Genomic DNA, 23,304 nt, shown 5'->3' with positions numbered 1-23,304 from the left:
GACTTCGCGCGGCTGTTCGAAAGCAGAGGCGGGCCCAAGTACTGCTGGTGCATGGTCTGGCGCGCGACGTCGCAAGAAGCACAGCGGCTGGGCAGCGCGGGACGCAGGGCCGCCATGGAGCAGCGCGTGCGCTCGGGCGTTCCGGTGGGGATTCTCGGCTACCTCGACGATGAGCCCGTGGCGTGGTGCTCGATTGCGCCTCGGGAGACGTTCCGCTCGGGCCTGGGCGGAGTGGATGAACCCGGTGATGAACCGGGCTCGGTCTGGTCCGTGGTCTGCTTCTTCGTCTCGCGCGTGGTGCGAGGGCAGGGTGTCACGCGGCAACTCATCGAAGCGGCGATGGAGCACGCGCGGAAGCGGGGCGCCCGCAGCCTGGAGGCGTATCCCGTCGACCCCGAGTCACCCAGTTATCGCTTCATGGGCTTCGTCGGGACGTTCGAGGCGATGGGCTTTCGCGAGGTCGGCACCGCGGGCTCGCGCCGTCACGTGATGCGCTGCGACCTCCACCCGACAGTCCTCTCGTCCGGCGGCGCAGGTCCGCGCGACTCGTAAATCCCGCCTCACGGGGTGCTCGTTGATTCCTGCAACCACAAGGTCCGCTCACGAGGGCGGGCATGCAGGAGGCACTCACATGGCGAAGAACATCAGCCGAGGCGGCGGCGTGCATACCACCCCGAATCCGGAGGGCGCGGGCTGGATCAACCAGGTGAAGGGGAAGGTGACGAGCAAGCACCGTCTCAAGGAGCGCGCGGTGGATGCGGGGCGGGAGCTCGCTCAGGAGCGTCGGATGGAGCACTTCATCCACAACGCCGACGGCAGCATCGGGAAGCGGAACAGCTACGGGAACGACCCGCGCGATTCGAAGGGGTAGTGACTCCGGCCGCCAGGCCACCCGGACCGGGGGGAATCGGGTGGGGGCCGGCCGGAGTCAGCTGCTGGAGACCGGAGGGGGAAACTCCCGGATGAGGTGATGGACAGGCGTGATGGGCGTGTGCATCCACGAGAGGACGGACGGTCTCCATTGCACCAGCGTGGCCAGCAGCTCGGCCTTGCGACCCAGCTCCTGCGCGGCCCGGCAGCAACCAATGAGGGCCACTGACACCGATGAACGGCACCAGGGAGCTTCCAGGTCGATACCCCGTGCCCCGAGTATCGCGAGCGCATCCGCGTAGGCGTGCAAGGCGGCTTCGGTGTTCCCGGTCCGCTGCGCATTGTCCGCCGCGCCAGGCTTTCTGGCAGCTCGCATGCTGGAGAGAAGTGAGCGGAACATGGTGCCTCCAGCAAGACGGCCCGGTCCTCCTGGATGCGGAGGGCCGGGCCGGAAGGTGTGACCTGCGCTGGAAGGCTCAGAACGCCGCGTCGAACACCACGTCCGTCGCCGCGCCGACACCAACGGCCACCTGGTACGAGGACACGCGGCGCTCGAAGAAGTTGGTGAGCTCCTGCACGTCCTGCAGGTCCATGAAGTGCAGCGGGTTCTTCGTCTTGAACACCGGGGAGATGCCCAGCATCTGCAGGCGCTGGTCCGCCACGTACTCCAGGTAGCCGCGCATGTCCTGCACGGACAGGCCCGCCACGCCGCCGCTCAGCAGGTCCTGCGCGAACCCCGTCTCGCACTCCACCGCCTCGCGGAGCATCTGCTCCACGTCGCGCTCCATCTTCGCGTCGAAGAGGTCCGGCTCCTCCTTGCGCGCCACCTGGATGGCCTCGAAGGCGAACGCCATGTGCGCGCTCTCGTCGCGGAACACCCAGTTCGTCCCCGCCGCCAGGCCGTTCAGCAGGCCCTTGCTGCGCAGGAAGTACACGTAGGCGAACGCCGCGAAGAAGAAGAGCCCCTCGATGCAGCCCGCGAAGCAGATGAGGTTCAGCAGGAACTTCTGCCGGTCCTCCTTCGTGTGCAGCGCATCCATCCCGTGGATGCTGTCCATCCACTTCATGCAGAAGCGCGCCTTGCGCTGGATGGAGGGGATGTTGTCGATGGCCGCGAAGGCCTTCGCCCGCTCCGCCGGGTCCGGCACGTACGTGTCCAGCAGCGTCAGGTAGAACTGGACGTGCAGCGCCTCCTCGAAGAGCTGGCGCGACAGGTACATGCGCGCCTCGGGCGCGTTGATGTGCTTGTAGAGGTTCAGCACCAGGTTGTTGCCGACGATGCTGTCACCCGTCGCGAAGAACGCCACCAGCCGGTGGATGAGGTGACGCTCCGCGTCCGTCATCTTCGACCGCAGGTCCACCAGGTCCGTGGAGAAGTCCACCTCCTCCACCGTCCAGGTGTTCTTGATGGCGTTCCGGTACATCTCGAAGAACTGCGGGTACGCCATCGGGCGCAGCGTCAGGTTCAGTCCAGGGTTCAGCAGCATTGCTTCGGTGCTCCTTGCGCCGCGCGCGCGGGATGCTTCCTACGAGTCCTTCGCTACGTCCGTACCGCGGCGAGGCCGGCCGGGTGGCGGGCCTCGCACGTCTCGGGTGCTTCAGCGAGCCGGGCCTACTGGCACGCCTCGCATGCCTCGGGGTTCTCCAGCGAGCAGGCCACCGCCTCGGCCTCCGTCGCCTTCGCCACCACCGGGACAGGGGTCGCAGGCATCGATGTGCCGGTGCCGGCCCCGCTCACCGTCGCCTTGGCAATCCGCGTCGCCGGACGCGAGCGCAGGTAGTAGGTGGTCTTCAGGCCCTTCTGCCACGCGTAGAAGTACATCGACGACAGCTTGCCGATGTTCGGCGTCTCCACGAACAGGTTCAGCGACTGGCTCTGGTCGATGAAGGCCCCGCGGTCCGCGCCCATGTCGATGAGCGAGCGCATCGGAATCTCCCAGGCCGTCCGGTACACCTGACGCAGGTTCTCCGGCAGCTCGGTGATGTCCTGCACGCTGCCCTCGGCCATCTTGATGCGGTTGCGGATGTTCTCGTTCCACAGCCCCAGCGCCTGGAGGTCGCGCACCAGGTAGCGGTTCACCTGGAGGAAGTCGCCGGACAGCGTCTCGCGCTTGAACAGGTTGGACACCTGCGGCTCGATGCACTCGTAGCAGCCCACAATCGACGCAATCGTCGCGGTGGGGGCAATGGCAATCATCAGCGAGTTGCGCAGGCCGTGCTTCTTGATGCGCTCACGCAGCGCGTCCCAGCGCGCCGTGTCCTCGGGCACCACGCCCCAGGCGTCGAACTGGAGCTCGCCCTTGGCCGCGCGCGTCTCCGGGAAGGAGGGGTGTGCGCCGAACTGCTCGGCCAGCTCGCACGAGGTGGACAGCGCCGCGTAGTAGATCTCCTCCGAAATCTTCTTCGACAGCGCGCGGGCCTCGGGCGCGTCGAAGGGCAGGCGGAGCTGGAAGAACACGTCCTGCAGGCCCATCAGGCCCAGGCCCACCGGGCGCCAGCGCATGTTGGACGAGGCGGCCTGGGAGATGGGGTAGTAGTTGAGGTCGATGACCCGGTCCAACTGCTTGAGGGCCAGGTGCGCGTTGGCGCGCAGGCGCTCGAAGTCGAACTTCCCGTCCACCACCATGCGGCCCAGGTTCAGCGAGCCCAGGTTGCACACCGCCGTCTCACCCTGGCTCGTCACCTCCAGGATTTCGGTGCAGAGGTTGGACAGGTGGATGACGTTGCCATCCTTGCCCGTCTGGTTGCTCTTGCGGTTGCTGATGTCCTTGAAGGTCATCCAGCCGTTGCCCGTCTGCGCCAGCGTCTTCATCATCCGGGCGTAGAGGTCGCGCGCCTTCACCTTGCGCATGGCCAGGCCCTTCGCCTCGGCCTCGGCGTAGGCCTTGTCGAAAGCCTCGCCGTACAGGTCCGTCAGGTGGGGCACCACCTTCGGGTCGAACAGGCTCCAGTCGCCGTCCGCCTCCACGCGCTTCATGAAGAGGTCCGGCACCCAGTTGGCCAGGTTCAGGTTGTGCGTGCGGCGGGCCTCGTCACCCGTGTTGTCACGCAGCTCGAGGAAGTCCTCGATGTCCGCGTGCCACGACTCCAGGTAGACGCAGCACGCGCCCTTGCGCTTTCCGCCCTGATTCACCGCGGCGACGGAGGCGTCCAGCGTCTTCAGCCAGGGGACGATGCCGTTGGAGTGGCCGTTGGTGGAGCGGATGAGCGAGCCGCGCGCGCGCACGCGGTGGTACCCCACGCCGATGCCGCCGGAGAACTTCGACAGCATCGCGATGTCCGAGTACTTCTTGTAGATGGCGTCCAGCTCGTCCGCGGGCGAGTCCAGCAGGAAGCAGCTGGAGAGCTGCTCGTGGCGCGTGCCCGAGTTGAACAGGGTGGGCGAGCTGGGCATGTACTCCAGCGAGCTGAACAGCCGGTAGAGCTCAATCGCCTCGCGCGCGTTGTCGCCGCTGAGGGCGCAGGCCACGCGGAGGAAGAACTCCTGCGGCGTCTCCAGCACCTCGCGCGTCACCGGGTTCTTCAGGAGGTACCGGTCATAGACGGTGCGCAGGCCGAAGTACTCGAAGAGGTCGTTGCGCGACGGGTCGATGGCCGCGTTGAGCTTGCGCGCGTTGGCTTGAACGAACTGGAGCAGCCGGTCCGCGATGAGGCCGTGCTTGTGGCCGGCGGCGATGGACTGGCTGAAGGAGTGGATCTCCTGGTTGCTGACCTCCTTCTGGATGAAGGCGGCGAGCAGGCGCGCGGAGAGGCGGCCGTACTCGGGCTCCTCGGCGATGAGGGCCGCGGCCGTCTGGATGGAGAGGCTGTCCAGCTCGCGCGTGGTGGCGCCGTCGTAGAGGCCGGAGATGGTCTTCGTGGCCACGCGCATGACGTCCACGCGGGGCAGGCCCACGCAGCAGCGGCCCACGGCGCGGACAATCTTGTTGAGGTCCACCGGCTCATTGGAGCCGTTGCGCTTCTTCACGCGCATCGTGGTGGAGGTGAACTCGGCCGGAGCGTTCTCCGCGGGCACTGGCGCTGGCGTGGCAGTCACGGACGGCACCGCATGTCCGTTGGTGGCGGGCGGGACGGCCAGGTTGGCGGCAGCGGGCTTCACGGGCGTTTCGAAGTTCACGAGCGGCTCACTCCGGACAAAGGCATGGCCCTTGGGCAGACACACGGGTGGCTGCCCCGGGGGGACGGTCCCCAGGTCACGCTACTGGAAATATGTTCAGGAAGGTCTACGGTCTGACGAGGGCCGGGACAATGCGACAACGTATGAGGCAGACGGCTGCTGTACGCAAGATTCCCACAACCCCTCCTCAGCCCCGCGTCACGGCGTTGTCTCCGGTGGGGCACCGACGACCGGCCACAAGCTATGGGGGGGTATCGAAGGTGTCAACGCGAGATCTAGTGCCCGGCTGCGCACGATCATTGCAATCTATGATCGATCTCCAACACGTTTCGTCACGTTGTGATTACGACACTCCGTGAGATGCCCAGGGACGTGTTGTATGGGCCTCCTGAAATCCAACCTGAGCGGCAGGCGAGGCGCTGGATTTACGGGTTCCCGCCCGCGTCCGGGGCGGCCGGAACGGGCATCTCGGGCGGCGCCGACGGGGTGGGTGCAGGTGGGGCGATGGGCGTCTCGGGCGCAGGCTGCTCGGGGGCGCCCTGGGGGCCGCTGAGGGTGTGGACGGCGCGGCGGAGGGCCTCCTCCAGCTCGCGGGCGGGCGGGGTGACGACGGAGAGCATCTGGTTGGCGCTGCGGGCGTGGCGGCTCTGGCTCTCCGCGGCGAGCTTGAGCTGGGTGAGGGCGTCGCTGACGAGCCTGCGGGCGTCCTCCAGCTTCTGGCGGGCCTGGTAGTAGGCGACGTCCGTCATGAGCTTCTGGAGCGTCAGGCGCTGCTCCTCGGTGATGCCGGAGAGCTTCTCGGCGCGGCGCAGGTAGTAGAGGCCCTGGTCCACCTTGGCGGGCTCGTCCGAGGCGATGCGCGGGCGGGCCAGGTTCTCCAGGAGGGGGAAGAGGGCGCGGTCCAGCTCGTCGCGCTCGGTGAAGCTGCGCAGGACCAGGGAGGTGACGTCCTGGCCCTCCACGGGGATGGGGGCATAGGCGTCCGCCAGCCGCGGGTCCCCGGGGCGGTAGGGCACGGAGCCGGCCGGCGCGCTGCGGCCCTTCATCACCACGAGCTGCCCGTCCTGGAGGGCGAGGGTGAAGGTGCGCGCGTTGAGCTGGGAGAGGAGGAAGACGACGAGGCCTCCCAACCCGAGGATGAGGGTGAAGACGATGAGCCGCGTGAAGGTGCGCTTGGCCCGGTAACCGAATCCCTGTTGTCCCGATGCGTTCATGTCGCCTGCTCTCCTGACGGACAGGCGCGAGGCCGATTTCTGGCCCTGGCGCTTAACTTGGGGCACGGACGCCCACGGCTATACTCCTACCCCCGAACACACCCATGCATCACACATTCCGCCGCATGGGGCCCAGTGAACTGCTGCCCCGGTACATCTTCGCGGAGAGCTTCTTCGCCCGTCGCCGGGTGCTGGAAGTCGACGCCGTGGCCTCCACCGGAGGCGAGAGCGCGCGCTTCCTCGTCGAGCGCGGCGCGCGCGCCGTCGTGGCCTGCGACGCGGATGTGTCGGCGGTGGAGGCGGCGCAGAAGGCCCACGGAGGCCCGCAGCTGCGCTTCCGTGCCAACGTCTATGACGACTTCGAGGCGGGCAGCTTCGATGTAGTGCTGGTGGCGGACCTCGCGCCGTACGTGAAGGCGCCGGAGCTGCTGGCGGAGCTGTCGCGGCTGGTGGCGAAGCAGGGCTTCCTCGTGGGCGGCCTGCGCAACGTGGCGGGGCTGGCGCTGCCGCAGCTCCTGGAGCCCGAGGAGGGCGTGCCGCCCACGTACGGGCTGCTGCTGGACGCGCTCAAGGCGCACTTCCCGCATGTGGAGGTGGCCACGCAGTCGCCGGTGCTGGGCTACCAGCTCGCCTTCGAGAAGGGCGAGGGGCTCCAGGTGGACGGCACCCTCGTCAACGGCAGCGAGGCCGCGTACTTCGTGGTGGTGGCGGGGCAGGAGCCGGCGCGGGTGGTGGACCCCACGTGGGTGCAGCTGCCCCCCGAGCCGCTGGCCTTCACCCGCGGCAAGCTGGACGAGGTGGTGGCGCGCGCGAAGTCCTGGGAGGAGCGCAGCGCGCGGCTGAAGGAGTCGCTGACGAAGCTCCGCGCGGAACTGTCGGACCGTGAGGCGGAGGTGGCCTCGCTGCGGCCTACGTTGGAGTCGGCGCGCAACGAGGTGGCGAAGCTCACCGCGCAGCTGGAGCTGGCGCGCGGCACCCAGGAGACGCAGCGCGAGCGGGATGACCTGACCGGGAAGCTGCGCCGCCGGGAGATGGAGCTCCAGGTGGCCTCGGAGCGGCTGGCGGACGCGGACCGCCGGCTCGCGGCGCAGCGGCTGGAGGTGGAGGCCGCGCAGCGCGCCCAGGCGGACGCGGGCGTGCAGGTGCTGGCCGCGCAGGAGACGCTGCGGCTGGAGCGGGCCCGGCGCGAGGAGACGGTGGCCTCCCTGGAGGAGGCCCGCGAGCGGCTGACGCAGGCGTACGCGCAGGTGCGCGAGGTCCAGGACGAGCTGTCCACGCTGCGAATCGACCGGGAGAAGGACCGGCTGGCGGCGGAGCGCGCCGTGGAGCTGTCCGAGGACCGGCGCCGGGCGGCGGAGGCCGCGCGCGAGCGGGAGCTTCGCATCGCCGAGCAGTACTCGGCGGCGCTGGCGGCCGTGGAGCACCTGAAGGCCGAGTCGGCGCGGGCGGAAGAGCTGTCGCGCGACTCGGGCACGGCGGTGGCGGTGAAGGAGGCCGAGCTGGCCCGCGTGGCGCGGGAGCTGGCCGACGCGAAGCTGCGGACCGCCACGGCGGAAGGCGCGCGCCAGGAGGCCGAGGCGCGGATGGAGGCGCTCCAGGCCGAGGTGCGTGGGCTGGAGACGGAGCTGACGGCGTCTCGCGAGGCGGAAGGCCGGCTTCGCGGCGAGGTGGAGTCGCTGACGAGCAGCGAGGCTGCTTCCCGGGCCCTGGCGGCGCGGCTGGAGGAGTCGCTCCACGAGGCCTCGGCGCGGGTGGAGGCGCTCGAGGCGGAGCGCTCGCGGACCGAGGCGCGGCTGGGGCAGGCGCTGGAGAGTGAGCGCGCGGAGCTGCGGGAGCGGCTGGCGTCGCTGGAGCAGGCGCTGGATGAGGCGCGGGCCCGGGCGGAGTCGCTGGCCGGCAAGGCGCGCGACGAGGCGGCGGCACGGGCGGACAGCGAGGCCCGGCGGCTGGAGCTGGAGGAGGAGCGCGAGGCGCTGGTGCGGCGCGTGGTGGAGCTGGAGGCGGAGTCCTCCTCTCGCGTCCGGGCGCAGCGGCAGGAGATGGAGGCGGCCCTCCAGGCCGCGCACGAGGAGCGGCAGGCCGCGGAGGCCCGGGCGGCGCAGTCACTGCGGCAGGCCCGTGAGGAGCTGGAGGACGCGGCTCGGAGGCTGGCCGAGGCCGAGGCCACCCTGGCGAGCACCCGCGAGGCGCTGGACGCCGAGGTGCGGCGTCGCACCGAATTGGAGACGGCGCTGGCCGAGGCTCGCGCCACGCTGGAGTCCGAGCGCGAAGGACGGGCGCAGTCCGGCTCCGCGCTGGAGGCGCTGCGCGCGAAGCTGGACGCGGAGCGCGAGCTGCGCGGCGGGGCGGAGACGGCGCTGGCGGAGGCTCGCGAGGCGCTCGAACAGGCGCGAGAGGCCCTGGCCACCGAGCAGGAGCGGCGCGCCCGGTGGGAGGCGGCGCTCGCGGACGCGCAGGCCCAGCTCCAGGATGAGGTCCAGCGGCGGACCCGCGTGGAGACGGCGCTCGACGAGGCGCAGGCGCGGCTCCAGGCCGAGTCGCAGCGTGGCGCCGCCGCGGAGTCCGCGCTGGCGGACGCACAGGCGCGGCTCCAGGCCGGGGAGTCGGTACTGGCGGAGACGCAGGCGCGGCTCCAGCAGGAGTCCGAGCAGCGGGCCCGGGCCGAGGCGGACGCGGAGGCGGCGCGGGCTCGGATCGCCGAGGAGGCACAGGCCTGGCGCGAGGAGCGGGGGCAGGGCTCGGCCCGGTTCGAGGAAGAAGCCCGGCTTCGGGCCATCGCGGAGGCCGCTTCGGCGGAGCTCCAGGCGCGCCTGCGGGACGAAGAAGAGAAGCACGCTCGGGCCACGGCGGCGCTGGCCGAGGCGGAGGCCGGACTCGCGGCCGAGACGCAGCAGCGCTCCAAGCTGGAGCTGACGCTCCAGGAAGAGGCCCAGCAGCGCTCCAAGCTGGAGCTGACACTTCAGGACGAGACGCAGCAGCGCTCCAAGCTGGAGCTGACGCTCCAGGATGAGGCCCAGCAGCGCTCCAAGCTGGAGCTGGCTTTCCAGGACGAGGCGCAGCAGCGGACCCGCGCCGAGGCGTCGCTCGTCGAAGCGCGTGAGGAGCGCGAGCGGCTGGAGGCCCGTTCCCAGGCGGCGCTGGCGGAGGCCCGGGAGGCCCTGGCCTCGGAGCGCGAGCATCGCGAGCGGCTGGAGGCCGAGCTCACCGAGATGCGGGAGCGCGCCTTCGGGGCCGACGAGGTCGTCACCCGGCTCCAGGCCGAGGCCCAGTCGGAGCGCGAAGGCCGCGTCCGCGCCCAGACGGCACGCGCGGAGGTGCAGGAGGCGCTGGAGACGGAGCGCGAGGAGCGTGCGCGACTGGAGTCCGCGCTGGCCTCGGCTCGCGCGGACCTTCAGGGGGAGCGCGAGGCGCGCACCGGGCTCGATGGCGCGCTCACCCTGGCCCGGACCCAGCTCGATGCCGAGCGCGAGGAGCGTACGCGGCTCGACGAGGTGCTGGCCTCGGCTCGCGCGGAGCTGGAGGCCGAGCGGCAGGGACGCAGCGAGGGCGAGGCCGGACTGGCGCAGCTCCGTGCTCGGCTGGAGGCTGAACAGCTCGCCCGCGTGGACGCGGAGTCCGCGCTGGCCCGGGCCCAGGCCGCGCTGACCGCGGAGCAGGAGGCGCGCTCCCAGACGGGCAGTGAGCTGGAGTCGCTGCGCGCCGACACCGACGCCCGCGAGCGTGCGCGGCAGGAGCGCCTGGAGGCCGCCGAGCGTGTCATGGCCGAGCAGCAGCGCGTCCTCGAAGAGGAGCGCGCGGCCGCGAAGGTGCTCCAGGACACGGTGGCGCGGCTGGAGGCCCGGCTCGCGGAGACCCTGTCCTCCCAGGAGGCGGAGGCTGCTCGCCGCGCGGCGCTGGAGGAGTCCCTCGCCGAGGCGGAGAAGGCCCGGAGCGGCACCGAGGCCCAGCTCTCCGAGCGCGACTGGTCCCTCCAGGAGCTCCAGGCGCAGGTGGCTCAACTGCGGGAGCAGGTCGGGGCAGGGGAGGGCGAGGCCCGGCGTCTCACCGAGGCGGCGGCGGCCCACGAGAAGGCCCTGGCCGAGGCTCGCGAGGCACTGGCCCAGCAGGAGTCGGTGTCGCGCAAGAAGCTGGATTCGCTGGAGGCGGAGGTCGAGGAGGCGCTCATCCGCGCGGAGCGGCAGCAGCGCCACATCGAGACCCTGGAGACGGAGCGCGCCCGCGAGCGGGAGGAGGCGCGCGTTGCCTTGGAGGCCGCGCAGCAGGAGGTGGTGGCCCTGCGCGCGGAGCTGGGACACGTGGTGGCGGCGCGGCAGGAAATCATGCGCCTCAACACGGAGCTCCAGCGCGCCATGGCGGCCCTGCACGAGCGGGGCATGCACATTGCCCGGCTCGACGCGGAGCTGGTGGACGCGCAGGACCGGCTCGCCGGTCAGCGGGAGAACGCCGAGCTGCTCATGGTGCAGCTCGAAACGGCGCGGCGCTTCGCGGGCAAGGCCAACGCGATGGAGAACACGCTGGAGGCCGAGCGTGCCGCCCTCGATTCGCTGAAGGCCGAGTTGACGCGTGCCACCGAGGAGGCCCGCGTCGAGCAGGAGCGTGCCACCGCGTTGGAGGCACGGCTCGCAGAGGCCCAGGAAGGTGCGGCTGCTGCGCGGACGGAGCTGGAGGCTCGGCTCGCGGACATCACCGCGACAGTCGAAGCCCAGCGTGCCGAGCTGGAGACGCGGCAGACCGACATCGCCCGGTTCGAGGCGCGTCAGGCCGAGCTGGAGACACAGCTCGCGCAGGCAAAGGCGCAGCACGAGGCGCAGCGCACCGAGCTGGAGTCGCGTCTCGCGGAGACCACCGCGCAACATGAGGCCCAGCGTGCGGAGCTGGAAGCCCGGCTCGCTCAAGTCTCCGCCCAGTCGGAGACCTGGCGCTCCGACGTGGAGGCCCGCCTCACGGAGACCACCGCCCAGCTCGAAGCGCAGCGCGCCGAGCTCGCGGAGGCCACCTCGCGCTTCCAGGCCGAGCGTTCCGAGCTGGAGTCCCGGCTCTCCGACGTCACCGCCCGCGCCGAGGCCGACAGGAGCGCGCTGGAGTCCCGGCTCGCCGAGCTCACCGCTCGCGCAGAGACGGACCGTGCCGCCCTGGCGCAGCAGCTCGCCGACGCCACCGCGCGCCTCGAATCCGAGAAGGCCGCCCTGGAGGCCACCGCCTCCGAGAGCACCGCCACCCTCCAGTCCACGCAGGAGCGCCTGTCCCGCGCCGAGGCCGAGCGCACGGCCATCGCCTCCGAGCGCGAGCGCCTCCAGTCCGAGCTCACCGTCGCCAAGTCCGCCCGCGTCCGCCTGGAGGGCCGCATCACCGCCCTCGAAACGGCCTCCACCGACGCCGTCCGCATCCTCGACACCGAGCGCACCGAGCGCGAGCGCCTCACCCAGACGCTCGAAGAGACGCGCCAGCAGCTCCAGAAGCGCGACGGCAGCTCCGCCGAGCGCCTCAACAAGCTCCTCGCCGAAGTCACCGCCCTCAAGGAGCAGATTGGCACCCTGACCACGGAGAAGCAGTCCCTCCTGGAGGACCGCGCCGAGCGAGCCCGCCTCGAGACCCGCGTCCGCGAGCAGCAGGTCCGCCTCGCGGAGCTGGAGGCCGAGCGCAAGCAGCTCCAGGCCGAGGTGGAGGAGCTCAAGGCCTCCGCCCAGCCCGAGGCCGTGCTCGAGATGGCCGCGGAGATGGAGCAGCTCCAGTCCGTGGTGGACGACCTCCAGAAGAAGCTCGCCGCCCAGGAGACGGAGCTGGGCACCCTGCGGAGGCAGGCCGCCCGGGCCGGCGCCAACCCCGTCCAGGAAATCTACGAGCGCGCCAACGCCGAGCTGAACGCCGTGAAGAACGAGCTGTCCCGCCGTACCCCCGCGGCGCCCGGGGGCTCGACCGGCCGCCTGCCCACGATTCCGCAGGTGAAGCCTCCGGGCCGTACCGCCGTGCCCGCGCTCGACCTGCCGCCCGCCACCACTCCGAAGAAGCCAGACGAGCGCGAGTGACGGCTCGCCGCTAGGATTGCGCCCGTGGACGCTCGCGAGCGCATCTTCAAGTATCAGGGCCTGGGCAACGACTTCGTCATCCTGGACCGCCGCCGCACCGGCGTGGACATCGACGCCGCCACGTCGCGGTGGATGTGCGACCGGCGCCTCGGCATCGGCGCGGACGGGGTGCTCTCCATCCTCCCCTCGAATCAGGCCGCGGCCCGCATGGTGGTGCACAACGCCGATGGCAGCATCGCGGAGATGTGCGGCAACGGCCTGCGCTGCGCGGTGAAGTACCTGGTGGACCACTCCGACGAGAACCCAGGCCGCATCGACGTGGAGACGGGCGCAGGCGTGCTCACGTGCGTCCCCGGCTATGGCGACGGCGGCGTCGTCGGCGTGGACATCTCCATGGGCCCCGCGCGCCTCGTCGCGCCCAATCTGCCCTCGGGCGCCACCGGCAAGCCGTTCCTCGACCTGCCCCTGCCGGGCCACCCCGAGCTGCGCGGCTCCGCGGTGAGCATGGGCAACCCGCACCTCGTCCTCCTCGACCAGCCGCTGGAGGACGCCCCCCGCCTGGGCCCCGCGCTCGAAGTGCACCCGTCCTTCCCCGACCGCACCAACGTGGAGTTCGTGCGCGTGGAATCCGACGGCCTCACGGTAGTCGTCTGGGAGCGGGGCTGCGGGCTGACGCAGGCGTGCGGCACCGGCGCGTGCGCGTCGGCGGTGGCGGCGGTGCTGGCGAAGCGGCTGCCCGCGGACGCCTGGCTGCGCGTCACGCTGCCGGGCGGAGACCTGCGCATCCGCGTGCCCACCGACCTGTCCGACATCCGCCTCCGGGGTCCTGTCGCGTTTGTCTTCGAAGGCGTTGTCGCGCTTCCCTCGCCCCGATAACCTCCCGCGTTCCTCCCCCTCGCCCCAGGTCAGAACGCGCCGTGGTCGGTCCCATCCTCCTTGTCGACGACGACCTGTTCTTCCGACAAGTCGCCAGCGACATGCTCACCCGCAACGGTCACCGCGTCGTGTCCGTGGAGAACGCAACGGTCGCGCTCGAGGAGGCGGCCCGCACTCCGTTCGACCTCGTCATCGCCGACGTGGTGATGCCCGGCGTGGACGGCTTCGCGCTCACCGCGCGCCTTCGAGAGAGAGACCCCGACCAGGAGGTCATCCTCGTCAGCCAGCGCACCGACGTGCGCGGCTCGGAGATGGCGCTGCGCTCCGGCGCGGCGGACTGTCTCACGAAGCCGGTGGACGAAGCGGACCTGCTGCTGTCCGTGGGCCGCGCCCTGGAGCGCGCCAGCCTCCGCCGCGAGCGCGCGCAGCTCCGCGACGAGAACCTGGAGTTCGCCCGCTTCCACAACCTGCACCAGCGCTGCCTGGAGCTCCTGTCCCATCCGGATCTGGAGTGGCTCCAGGAGCGCATCATCGCGGAGCTGGGCGCCGTCTGTGACGCGCAGAGCGCCGCGCTGTGGGTGATGGACGACCGGGGCGACCTGGTGCTGCGCGCGTACCGGGGCCTGCTCGACAAGCAGTTCCTCGCGGAGAAGATGAACCCGGAGGGCCCGCTCTCCGGCCGGCTGCGCGAGGCCCAGCCGTGGCAGGCGCGCGACGAGCGCTCCGCGGTGATGTACGTGCCGCTGCTGGCCTCGGGCGAAATCGTCGGGCTGGCGCAGCTCTCGGACCCGCTGGCCGGGGACTTCCGGCCGGAGCACTCGCGCGACGCGAAGGTGCTCGCGGACTTCGCGGCGGTGGGCGTGAAGAACGGCCGGCGGATGCTCGCGCTCCAGCGGCTGGGCCTGAGAGATCGCGAGACGGCGGCGTACAACCTCAGCTACTTCACCGACTACGCGTCGAAGGAAATCTACAAGGCGCGCCGCTACGGGCGGACCTTCTCGCTGCTGACCTTCTCCATCGACAACCTGCCACTGGTGCGCGTGCGCCTGGGCGCATCGGACGCGAAGAAGGCGGTGCGCGGCATCATCCGCGCGCTCAGCAAGATCATTCGCGACTCGGACGTCATCGCGAAGGCGAGCGACCAGGAGTTCTACCTCCTGCTGCCGGAGACGGACTTCTTCGGCGCGCTGATGTTCGTGCGCCGCGCGGTGGCCGCCGTGCGCGACGAGCCCGAGGTGCAGGACGTGGAGCAGCGCCTGCCGCTGGCGCTCGTCGGTGGCGCGAGCACCTTCCCCAAGGACGGCGAGGACTTCGACGAGCTGGTCCACCGCTGCCGCCGCCGCATGGACGAGCGCCGTGCCTCGCTGCAGCGCCGGCTGATGCTGGACGGGCTGCCCTTCTGGGACGAGGTGGACCTGCTGCTCGGCACGCCCACCAGCCCCAAGCTGCCGGTGGACGAGCGCTCCGAGCCGAGCCGCCGAGGCAAGGTGGCCGACGTCCTCTTCGACGAATTGCAGGCGGAGATTGCCCGCGAGCTGATGAGAGACCCGGGCTCGCGCGGCCTGCTCTACGTGGGCGGGCCGGAGATTCGCACCGATTTGCCCATCGCCGCGGGGCTGGAGTCGGCGCCGCCGGACATGGCGTCGCGCATCTACCTGCTGGGCCGCCGCGTGGACCTGGAGTCGCACCCCGCGCTGACGCCCGTCTTCCTGGAGGGCGATGACCGGGTGACGCGGCACGAGTTCATCCTCTGGCTCTCGGAGAACGCCGCGTACGCGCTCATCCAGCGGCGCGGGCTCGGGGCGACCTGGGGCTTCCATACCTCGGACACCGCGGTGGTGGACGGGCTCATCTCCAAGCTGCAGGCCGAGTACGACCTGCAGCCCTACTGAGGCGCGAGGGGAACCACCGTGGCCCAGGTCCGCAAGATTCTCATCGCCGACCCCGACCTCGAGTCCGTGCGCTCCCTGTCGCGCGCGCTGCGCACCAAGGGCTACCAGGTGCACTACGCGCCGGACGGCTCGCGCGCGCTCGAAGTCGCCGTGCTGCGCCACCCGGACCTCACGCTCTTCGACGAGGGCTGCCGGCTGCTGGACGCGCGGACCTTCATCCAGATTCTGCGCACCAACCCGCGCACGGAAGACATCCCGGTGGTGCTCACCACCGCCAGCTTCGACTCGGACCGGCAGCGCGGCCTGCGCGACGGCTACCTGCGCAAGCCCTTCAACCTGGACGAGGTGCTCAGCCGCATCGAGCACATCTTCCGGCGCAACGAGGCGGCCAAGGACCTCAAGAGCGAGCAGCAGGAAATCGAAGGCTCGCTCAGCCAGCTCAGCATCCCGGACCTGATGCAGCTGCTGGGCATGAACAAGCGCAGCGGCCGGCTGGCGCTGGAGCGCGGCAACGACCGGGGCGAAATCTTCGTCGTCGACGGGCGCCCCGTGAATGCCAAGCTGGGGCGCGTGGAAGGGGAGAAGGCGCTGTTCCGCCTGCTGGCGTGGATGGACGGCACCTTCACCTTCTCGCCCGGCACGAGCCAGGCGCGCCCCCGCATCAACCGCGGCATGGACGACGCGCTGCTGGAAGGCATGCGGCAGTCGGACGAGGTCAACCGGCTGATGCCGGGCCTGCCGCCGCGCCACACGCGGCTGATGCTTGCGCCGGACGTGGACCTGGCGCAGGACCAGCACCCGGTGACGGCGCAGGTGGTGGGCCTGTTGCGCCAGCCGCGCGCGCTGGGCGAGGTGCTGGACCTGGCGCCCGCCACCGATTTGGAAGTGCTGAGCGTGCTGTCCGCGCTGATTCAGCGCGGCGTGGCGAAGCCGTCGGACTCGGACGGCGCGGACGCGAGCGCCAGCGAATTGCTGGGCGCGGCGGAGGTGCATGCGCTGCGCGGCCGCATCCTCCGCACGCGGGCGGCGCCGGCGAAGGTGGCCACCGCGAAGGTGTTCATCTGCGGCAGCGGCGCGAGCGCGGCGCGGCGAATCATGGCGCGGCTGCCGGGGCTGGAGGCGCTGTCCGCCGAGCCCACCGCGGTGAAGAGCGGCTTTGGCACGCTGGGCCGGCTGGTGCTGAGCGAGGTGCTGCGCCTGGACTTCTGCGTGCTGCCCCCCGCCGAGGCGGCGCGCCCGCTGTGGCGGCCCTTCACGGCGGGCGCGGTGGGCGCGCTGCTGCTCGACGTGTCCGAGCCCGCCGTGCGGCTGGCGCACTACCTCTCGTGGGAGGTGCGCATGCCCGTGGTGGTGGTGGGCGCCGAGGTGCCCGCGGCGCTGCAAGGGGCACCCGCGGGCGCGGTGGGCGTGAATGACGACCTGTCCGAGGCGCTGCGCTCGCTGCTCGTCCAGGCCCTCAACCCCGCGCCCACGTTGCCCGGGGTGACGCAGGCGCAGCGGCTCACCGCGTCCGCGGTATAGCCGCGCTCACCAGTAGCGGCGAGGCACCGGCGCTGTCGGTGGCGCCGCAACGGTCGGGACTTCGAGCATGCCCAGCTTCAGCAGTCGCTCGACGGCCGCCTTGACCTCCTTCGCCGTGGGGCCACAGTCCTCGAGGCTGCGCGTTGCTTCCGCGATGGTGCGCTCCCCCGCGGCGAACTCCCCGAGGAAGAGTCCATCCTCGGCGGGCAGGCCGAGCGAGGCACCCCACGCGGCGCGGGCCGCGTCGAACTGGGCGCGGCCGGTGCCACTCTTCGCCGCTTCAATCATGGCTGCGTACGACGCCGCGGCCTCGGTGCCCTTCGGGGAGAGGCGGAACTTCTGCGCGCGCCCGTACCGGACCTTCTCCGTCTCATCACTCATGCCGCACCCTCGATGGCAGGTTGTCCCATGCGCTTGAGCCAGCGCACGTGGCTCTTCAGGGGCGCGCCCACGCTTGGGTTCACCCGGTAGACGTCGCCGTGCTCCGGCACCTCGGTGAAGCCGGCCTCCTCCACGCAGTGCGCGAGCTGGAACACGGTGGCCAGCGTCAGGCCGAGCACTCCGGCCAGCTTCCATCCCCCGGGCCGCGGCATCTTCGTGGCCCCGAAGACGAGCCAGGCGTACGAGGCCCCGAACCAGCCAGGGATGACCGCCGTCTTTACGTACATGCGGGGGAGGTCGCGGGCGGAGCGACCGCTCGCTTCCAGGTACTGCTCCACCCGCGCCTTGAGGTCCTGATGGAAGAGCCCCGACTCCCGGGACTGCGCCTTCGTTGCATGCGACAACATTCACCCGCTCTCACGCCACCGCCGCCACCACCGCTGGAGCGGGAGGCCACACCGGGAGGATTCCCCGCGTGGCCCTCGCCTGCCTGGTGCCGAAGTCCTTCGTAACACATCAGGCGGTGCGGCTGTTCCGGTGGGGGCTCAGAGGTCTCCGCTCCAGGTGCCGGTGACGCGGATGTCGGTCCGCCCGCTCGTGCTGCACGTGGCGTCGATGGTGACGCTCCAGGAGGGCACCTCCGAGCTCCAGGTGATGGTGCCCGTCCACGCGCCGCAGGAGCGGGTGCTCTGGAACGCGTTGAGGCTCAGCGACACGCGCGCGTCCGGCAGGGTGAAGACCTGACCGGGGTTGGCCATGGGGCGTGGCAGCCGGAGGGAGAGGTGGCTGAGCCCGGTGCCGCACTGCAGGCCCCCTCCGTTGCGGTACAACTGGAGCTCGAATGCGCTGGCCTCCGTGCACGGGGCCGGCGTGGTGCACACGAGCTCGCCGTCCAGGAAGCCGGAGTAGTACGTGCCCGAACTGGCCGGGTTCGTGAAGTTCCACCGGCACAGGGGCTTCGTGGGACGGCAGCAGGCGGCATCACCCGGAGGGCAGTTGTCGCTGAAGCAGCCGGTGGGGTTCGTCGCCGAGCCGCCCGCGCACTTCGCGGTGCGAATCGCGTCCGAGCCCGACTTCGTGCAGGCCCAGAGCGAGCTGCCCTCGCAGAAGTTCTCGCCCGGCGTGCAGATGGCGGGGCCCAGCGAGCCCGGGTCGCCCTTGGGGCCCTGCGGCCCGGCTGGGCCCTGGAGGCCTTGAGGGCCCTGCGGACCTTGCGGCCCCATGGGGCCACCGGCGGGACCTTCAGGTCCCTGGGGGCCTTGCGAGCCCTGTGGACCTTGGGGCCCCTGAGGCCCCTGGACGCCCTGCTGGCCTTGAGGCCCCTGGGGCCCGGTGGGGCCTTCCTTGGAGCAGGCGGCGAGGGCACAGCAGGACAGAAGCACGAGGGCGGAACGAAGGTGTCGTGACATGCGGCTCCCGATTTTTGGGGTGGCGGACCCTATCCGCCACCCACGGGAGCAGCAATGCCTTGCATCAGAAGACCACGGTCCACCCGGGACGGGCCTGCGCCTTCACGTACGAGACACCGTCCACCTTGATGCCCTTGCTGTCGAGGAGCGAGAGGATGCCGCCGTTGTTCGACAGCTCCAGGGGCTTCGTCACCGGCGTCAGCTTCGTGGCGCCCGGCGGCAGGTCTCCGCTCAAGGGCAGCATGTGCTTGTTCTTGTCCACGAGCTGCCACCCGTCGAGCGACACCGTATCGGGCGAGGTGTTGAGGAGCGTGACGGTCTCCCGCTCGGGCGAGCGCGTGTCGTTGACGAGCGCGGCGATGATGCGCACCACGCCGTCGTGCTTCTCGGGCTGGGGGATGTCGAGCGCGTGGCCCGTCACGTCGTCGGTGTGCCACGTCTGGGACTGGAAGCCGAGGAAGATGCCGACCCACTGCTGCGTCGACGGCAGATGGATGAGCACTCCTCCGTCCTGCCAGACGCCGTCCTGGTCGGCGAAGGATGGGTCATTGCCCTGGTTCATGTGGATGTCGTGGATGCCGTTGCCGGGCTTGAAGCCGAAATACTTGTCCGGAATGTTGGTCTCCGGTCCCCAGGGCTCGCCAAAGGCATAGACGATGGCCTGCGAGTCACGCATGGCGCGCTGGAAGTAGTGGTCCAGCTTGTCGTTCAAGTCGTTGTCCGGCCCGGGGATGTTGGGCGGCAGTGGCTTCATGTCCTCCTTCTTGAACAGGTTGCCTCGGACGAAGTCGAGCGCCAGTCCGCCTGAGCGGCGGGGAATGGCCGTGAAGCCCGGTGACAGCGCTTCGAGCGCCTCGGCGAGGGGATGTTGGAAGTTCTCGTCGACGACGTACATCAAGTCGGACGGAGGCAGCTTCGAGCTGACGTTGACGGCGATGCGGTAGTGCACGTCGCTGGCGACGATGCGCACCTGGTAGTGGGGGCTTGGACCCGAGCCCAGCTTCCGGTCGATGGCCGCACCCTTCAAGACGCCATAGTTCTTCAACGGCATGTGAGGACCCTCCTGTTCATGGGGAGGGAGTGGAGCGGAGCGGAATGTGAGGTGCCGCTCGCGCACGGCAGGCGAGCGGACAGTGGGCTAGCTCAACAGCCAGCCCATGACATCCGGGAGCCGCCGCTGCCAGTCGCGCTCGTGGTGCTGGCCCCCGGGCTCCAGGACGAGGCGCAGTTCGTGGTCCGCGTAGCCGAGGTGCTGGAGGTGGCGGTGGAAGTCGCTCGTGGCCTGGCCGTAGCGCATGACGTAGCCCACCGGGTCCACCGCCTCATCCGTGCCCGCGTCCAGGTAGATGCGCGACCACTTGCGCGTATGGGACGTCCACTCGCCGAAGAGCCTGTCCCAGCCCCACATCACCGAGGGCGACAGCGCGCCGATGCGGCCGAAGAGGTCCGGGTACCTCCAGCCGAAGTACAGCGACATGAGCCCGCCGAGCGACGCGCCCATGATGCCGGTCCACTCGGGCTCCTGGCGCGTGCGGTAGACGCGGTCGACGAAGGGCTTCAGCGTGTCGACGACGAAGTGGACGAAGGGGCCGCTGCGGGCGGGGATGTTGCCGCGCGGCTCGGGCCAGGGCGAGTACTCGGCGAGGCGGTCGTTCGTGGAGTCCACGGCCACGATGAGCCACGGCCCGATTCGGCCCTCGGAGACGAGGCGCTCCAGCGTGAGGTTCGCGCACCAGGTGTCGAAGAGCGCGGACTCGGGATGGGCGAAGACGTTCTGCCCGTCGTGCATGTAGAGCACGGGGAAGCGCTGCCCGGGCGCGGCGTCATACGCATCCGGCGTGTAGATGCGGACCGTGCGCGTGCGCCCCTCCAGGGGAGAGGCGAAGTCTCGGATGATGTGGACGTGTCCCATGGGCTCCGGCGGGGTGGCGGCGGCGCGGAAGATAGAGCCCCGCGCCGCCAGTGGGAACCCACCCGGCCGGAGGCGCTACTGGACGGTGATGGAGCCCAGGTACCGGTTCGTGTACGCCAGCGGCCCGTAGCCGCCGTTGTAGTACCAGCCGCTATTCAGATACACGCCGATGAACCAGAACGACGCATAGACGTGGTACGTCCCCGCGGGGAGCCCGACGGTGGTGGTCTCCGGCTCCTGCATGATGACGCAGTTGTCGTGCGAGTGGTTCGTCTCGTGGCTCCGCACCAGCTGGCCCTGCGCGTTGTAGAAGTGGAAGGTGGCCTTGGTGCTCGGCGCCACGACGCCCGTGAAGAAGATGGTGGAGCTCGCGGTGGTGGGCGACTGGAAGGTGGCCGAGACGTAGCTGGACTGGCGGCACTTGTCCTCCGGACGACCCGAGGAGTAGGGGACCAGCGGCACGTTGGGCGTGATTCCAAAGGGGGCCGAGGGCGGCTGGAGGGTGTTGATGGTCACCTGCGTGGTGGTCGTCCCGCCGCCTCCGCCTCCGCCACCACCGCCGGGTTCGCACTCCATGCACTCATTCGGTGGAAGCAGCGGCGCGCTGGCCGAGGCGGGCTGGGACTCCGCGGGCTCGGGCGCGCTGCCACCGCACGCGGTCAGAAGGGCCATGCAGACCACCGACACGTTCGTCATTCGCAACAAGGTCATCACGATGAAGTTCTCCTCCGTGGGTGCATCGGAGCGTGTCTCCGGCTCCATGCATGAGCCGCAGCGAGGGGAATTTCTTTGCATTTGTCCGTGCGCCGGGACGGCCCCCAGGGTGTCTCCCCCACGGGGGCTGTCAGCCAATAGCTCACGTTGAAACACAGAGGCCGTGCGGTATTGACGCGACAGAGGTATCAAGGCCGGACGCATGCCCATGGAGCCGAAGCACCCCGCCGACATGTCGACGCCTCCGGGACGGGACACGTCCCGGTTGTCGCCGTCCGCGCACGGCGTGCCGGTGCTGACGGTGGTGGCCCATCCGCAGCTCCAGCGCGTGGGAGACCGGCTGCTCCTGGAGTCGCTCGTCCCCGTGGCGCTGTCCCGCAACGCGCCGGACTTCGTACGTCCCGGCGGCCTGCTGTCCATGCCCCTGGGGGACCCGTTCATCAGCCGCACGCCCGTGCGCCTCGTCCCCACGCCTCGGGGCGGCGTGCGGCTGCACGTGCCCGAGGACTCCACGCAGGTGCGCGTGGCCTGGGAGCCGCTCACCGGTGACCGCGAGTTCTCCGCCGAGGAGCTCTCCGTCGGCGTGCCGCTGGTGCTCGCCGACCGCGTGGTGCTGCTGCTCCATCGGACCTTCAACGCCGACGCCTCCGGCACCAAGGCCTCCGGCTCGGAGGAGGACCTGGGCATCGTGGGGCAGGGCGAGGGCATCCGCCAGGTGCGCGACGACATCGCCCGCGTCGCCGACCTGAACATCCCCGTGCTCATCCGCGGCGAGACGGGCACGGGCAAGGAACTGGTGGCGCGCGCCATCCACGAGCGCGGCCCGCGCCGTGACGGCCCCTTCGTCAGCGTCAACCTGGGCGCGCTCGCGAAGGAGCTCGTGTCGGCCGAGCTGTTCGGCGCCCAGCGCGGCGCCTTCACCGGCGCCACGAGGGACCGCGAGGGCTTCGTCCGCGCCGCGCACGGAGGCACGCTCTTCCTCGACGAGGTGGGCGAGGCCCCGCCCGAGGTGCAGGCCGCGCTCCTGCGCGTGCTGGAGTCCGGCGAGGTGATTCCGGTGGGCGGCCATGAGCCCGTGCGCGTCGACGTGCGGCTCGTCTCCGCCACCGACGCCGACCTGGAGGCGCGCATCCAGCAGCGCCTCTTCAAGGCTCCGCTGCTCCACCGTCTCGCCGGCTTCGAAATCCAGATGCCTCCGCTGCGCGCGCGCCGCGAGGACATCGGCCCGCTCTTCCTCCACTTCGCCCGGCAGGAGCTGGAGGCCACGGGCGAGGCAGGGCGGCTGTCATCCTCGGAAGCCCGCGCGCACCCCTGGCTGCCCGCGGACCTGGCCGTGCGGCTGGTGCGCTACGCGTGGCCCGGCAACGTGCGGCAGTTGCGCAATGTCGCGCGGCAGCTCGTCATCGGCAGCCGCGGAATGCCGCGCCTGCGCGTCGACCCGCGCCTGGAGCAGACGCTCGACGCGGACGCGCTGCCCGTGCCCGGCACCGCCGTGGCCACACCAGTGCCCGAGGCACCCGCGCCAGAGGCAGCCGAGGCCAAGGCGGCCCGGCGCAAGCCCTCCGAGGTGGGCGAGCAGGAGCTGCTGGAGGCCCTGCGCGCGTGCTCATGGGACCTCAAGGCCACCGCGGACTGGCTGGGGATTCCCCGCCCCTCCGTGTACCTGCTCATCGACAAGAGCTCGCTCATCCGCACCGCGCGTGACTTGAGCCCGGAGGAAATCACCCGCTGCTTCCACGAGTGCGGGGGAGACCTCGACCAGATGGTGCAGCGGCTCGAGGTCTCCAAGCGCGCGCTGCAGCGCCGCGTGCGCGAGCTGGGCCTCGGCTCGTGACACGTCAAGACCGGGCCTGACGCACCGGATGACGTGTCCAATGGGCAACCCGCGCGCACGGGACACCCTGGCTCCAGAGGAGGACGGCGTTGGTACGCTGCCTGCAATCCCACGCGGACAACGTCCTTCAAGCCCCCTGAGGGGAGGAGCCAAGGCACATGGGCCACATCACCATCACCATCGAGAGAAACGCAGACCTCCGCTACGACCCCAGCCCCGACGTCCATCCTGGCGACCAGGTGACGTTCAAACTCGACAACGTCCCCTACGAGGCCGAAATCGATTTCGACAACGGCTGCCCCTTCAGTGCGCAGCCTCCCTACTACCTGAACGGCACCTCCCTGACGACGTCGTCGAAGCTGGAGACCGTCGCCACGAACGCCATCACGCGTGAGTACGACTTCACGGTGACCATCTTCGACAGCACCGTGCGCGGGCAGGACGGGGTAAAGGCGAAGCTGGGTGGCGAGCTGGAGGTGAAGAAGGGCGGCATCGACGTGACGCCGGAGCCGCCGAAGGACAAGAAGAAGTAGCCCTG

The 23,304-nt window shown here is 70.7% G+C and carries 18 protein-coding genes; 8 read left to right on the top strand and 10 right to left on the bottom strand.

The genetic code is table 11. The features are described 5' to 3' along the window. Window positions 1-51 precede the first annotated feature (51 nt). Window positions 52-552 (top strand): GNAT family N-acetyltransferase, encoded by a 501-nt coding sequence (locus ACVTJA_RS36560; RefSeq protein ID WP_465826904.1) that lies wholly within the window; start codon window positions 52-54, stop codon window positions 550-552. A gap of 79 nt (window positions 553-631) precedes the next feature. Further along, complete coding sequence (locus ACVTJA_RS36555) at window positions 632-871, top strand: DUF2188 domain-containing protein (protein WP_465826901.1); 240 nt, start codon at window positions 632-634, stop codon at window positions 869-871. A gap of 57 nt (window positions 872-928) precedes the next feature. Here the strand turns inward: ACVTJA_RS36555 and ACVTJA_RS36550 are convergent, their stop codons facing one another. The 4 genes from ACVTJA_RS36550 to ACVTJA_RS36535 form a co-directional block, all read right to left on the bottom strand. Then, window positions 929-1,102 carry a hypothetical protein gene (locus tag ACVTJA_RS36550; protein ID WP_465826898.1) on the bottom strand — a complete coding sequence of 58 codons (174 nt, stop codon included), beginning with the start codon at window positions 1,100-1,102 and terminating at the stop codon, window positions 929-931. A gap of 244 nt (window positions 1,103-1,346) precedes the next feature. Next, on the bottom strand, window positions 1,347-2,357 hold the full coding sequence (locus ACVTJA_RS36545; protein WP_465826895.1) for a ribonucleotide-diphosphate reductase subunit beta: 1,011 nt from the start codon (window positions 2,355-2,357) through the stop codon (window positions 1,347-1,349). A gap of 125 nt (window positions 2,358-2,482) precedes the next feature. Beyond that, entirely contained in the window at window positions 2,483-4,987 is a 2,505-nt protein-coding gene (locus tag ACVTJA_RS36540; RefSeq protein WP_465826891.1) for a ribonucleoside-diphosphate reductase subunit alpha, read from the bottom strand. Window positions 4,988-5,412: 425 nt separating this feature from the next. After that, window positions 5,413-6,201 carry an IF-2 protein gene (locus tag ACVTJA_RS36535; RefSeq protein WP_465826887.1) on the bottom strand — a complete coding sequence of 263 codons (789 nt, stop codon included), beginning with the start codon at window positions 6,199-6,201 and terminating at the stop codon, window positions 5,413-5,415. Between the two features lie 104 nt (window positions 6,202-6,305). Here ACVTJA_RS36535 and ACVTJA_RS36530 point away from each other — a divergent pair, with 104 nt between their 5' ends. From ACVTJA_RS36530 to ACVTJA_RS36515, 4 genes are read left to right on the top strand one after another with little or no spacing between them, the layout of a single operon-like run. Beyond that, window positions 6,306-12,227, top strand: a complete 5,922-nt coding sequence (locus tag ACVTJA_RS36530; RefSeq protein ID WP_465826884.1) for a methyltransferase domain-containing protein — start codon at window positions 6,306-6,308, stop codon at window positions 12,225-12,227. 24 nt (window positions 12,228-12,251) lie between these two features. After that, window positions 12,252-13,103 (top strand): diaminopimelate epimerase, encoded by an 852-nt coding sequence (gene dapF, locus ACVTJA_RS36525; protein WP_465826881.1) that lies wholly within the window; start codon window positions 12,252-12,254, stop codon window positions 13,101-13,103. Window positions 13,104-13,144: 41 nt separating this feature from the next. Continuing rightward, window positions 13,145-14,995 carry a GGDEF domain-containing protein gene (locus tag ACVTJA_RS36520; RefSeq protein ID WP_465826877.1) on the top strand — a complete coding sequence of 617 codons (1,851 nt, stop codon included), beginning with the start codon at window positions 13,145-13,147 and terminating at the stop codon, window positions 14,993-14,995. Window positions 14,996-15,013: 18 nt separating this feature from the next. Continuing rightward, window positions 15,014-16,516, top strand: a complete 1,503-nt coding sequence (locus ACVTJA_RS36515; RefSeq protein ID WP_465826874.1) for a DUF4388 domain-containing protein — start codon at window positions 15,014-15,016, stop codon at window positions 16,514-16,516. 6 nt (window positions 16,517-16,522) lie between these two features. On the opposite strand, the gene ACVTJA_RS36510 is transcribed toward ACVTJA_RS36515, so the two are convergent. The 6 genes from ACVTJA_RS36510 to ACVTJA_RS36485 all read right to left on the bottom strand — a co-directional run bounded on the left by ACVTJA_RS36510 (window position 16,523) and on the right by ACVTJA_RS36485 (window position 20,929). Continuing rightward, on the bottom strand, window positions 16,523-16,897 hold the full coding sequence (locus ACVTJA_RS36510; RefSeq protein ID WP_465826871.1) for a hypothetical protein: 375 nt from the start codon (window positions 16,895-16,897) through the stop codon (window positions 16,523-16,525). Beyond that, window positions 16,894-17,304, bottom strand: a complete 411-nt coding sequence (locus tag ACVTJA_RS36505; RefSeq protein ID WP_465826868.1) for a hypothetical protein — start codon at window positions 17,302-17,304, stop codon at window positions 16,894-16,896. Before ACVTJA_RS36505 ends, ACVTJA_RS36510 begins: the two co-directional genes overlap by 4 nt. Before the next feature lie 138 nt (window positions 17,305-17,442). Beyond that, complete coding sequence (locus tag ACVTJA_RS36500) at window positions 17,443-18,120, bottom strand: collagen-like protein (protein ID WP_465826865.1); 678 nt, start codon at window positions 18,118-18,120, stop codon at window positions 17,443-17,445. Between the two features lie 250 nt (window positions 18,121-18,370). Then, window positions 18,371-19,357, bottom strand: a complete 987-nt coding sequence (locus ACVTJA_RS36495; RefSeq protein WP_465826862.1) for a DUF2278 family protein — start codon at window positions 19,355-19,357, stop codon at window positions 18,371-18,373. Window positions 19,358-19,444: 87 nt separating this feature from the next. Beyond that, a complete protein-coding gene (locus tag ACVTJA_RS36490; RefSeq protein ID WP_465826860.1) occupies window positions 19,445-20,218 on the bottom strand; it encodes an alpha/beta hydrolase in 774 nt (257 codons plus the stop codon). A 75-nt stretch (window positions 20,219-20,293) separates the two neighbouring features. Continuing rightward, entirely contained in the window at window positions 20,294-20,929 is a 636-nt protein-coding gene (locus ACVTJA_RS36485) for a hypothetical protein (RefSeq protein ID WP_465826859.1), read from the bottom strand. 211 nt (window positions 20,930-21,140) lie between these two features. Between ACVTJA_RS36485 and ACVTJA_RS36480 the strand changes: the two genes are divergently transcribed. Together ACVTJA_RS36480 and ACVTJA_RS36475 are read left to right on the top strand one after the other, a co-directional pair. Beyond that, a complete protein-coding gene (locus tag ACVTJA_RS36480) occupies window positions 21,141-22,766 on the top strand; it encodes a sigma 54-interacting transcriptional regulator (RefSeq protein ID WP_465826856.1) in 1,626 nt (541 codons plus the stop codon). A gap of 158 nt (window positions 22,767-22,924) precedes the next feature. Further along, on the top strand, window positions 22,925-23,299 hold the full coding sequence (locus ACVTJA_RS36475; protein ID WP_465826852.1) for a hypothetical protein: 375 nt from the start codon (window positions 22,925-22,927) through the stop codon (window positions 23,297-23,299). Window positions 23,300-23,304: the final 5 nt, after the last annotated feature.

It is taken from the genome of Pyxidicoccus sp. M6 (genome assembly GCF_055568925.1).
The sequence above is the reverse complement of the archived record's forward strand: the minus strand, read 5'-3'. Positions and strand labels throughout refer to the sequence as shown.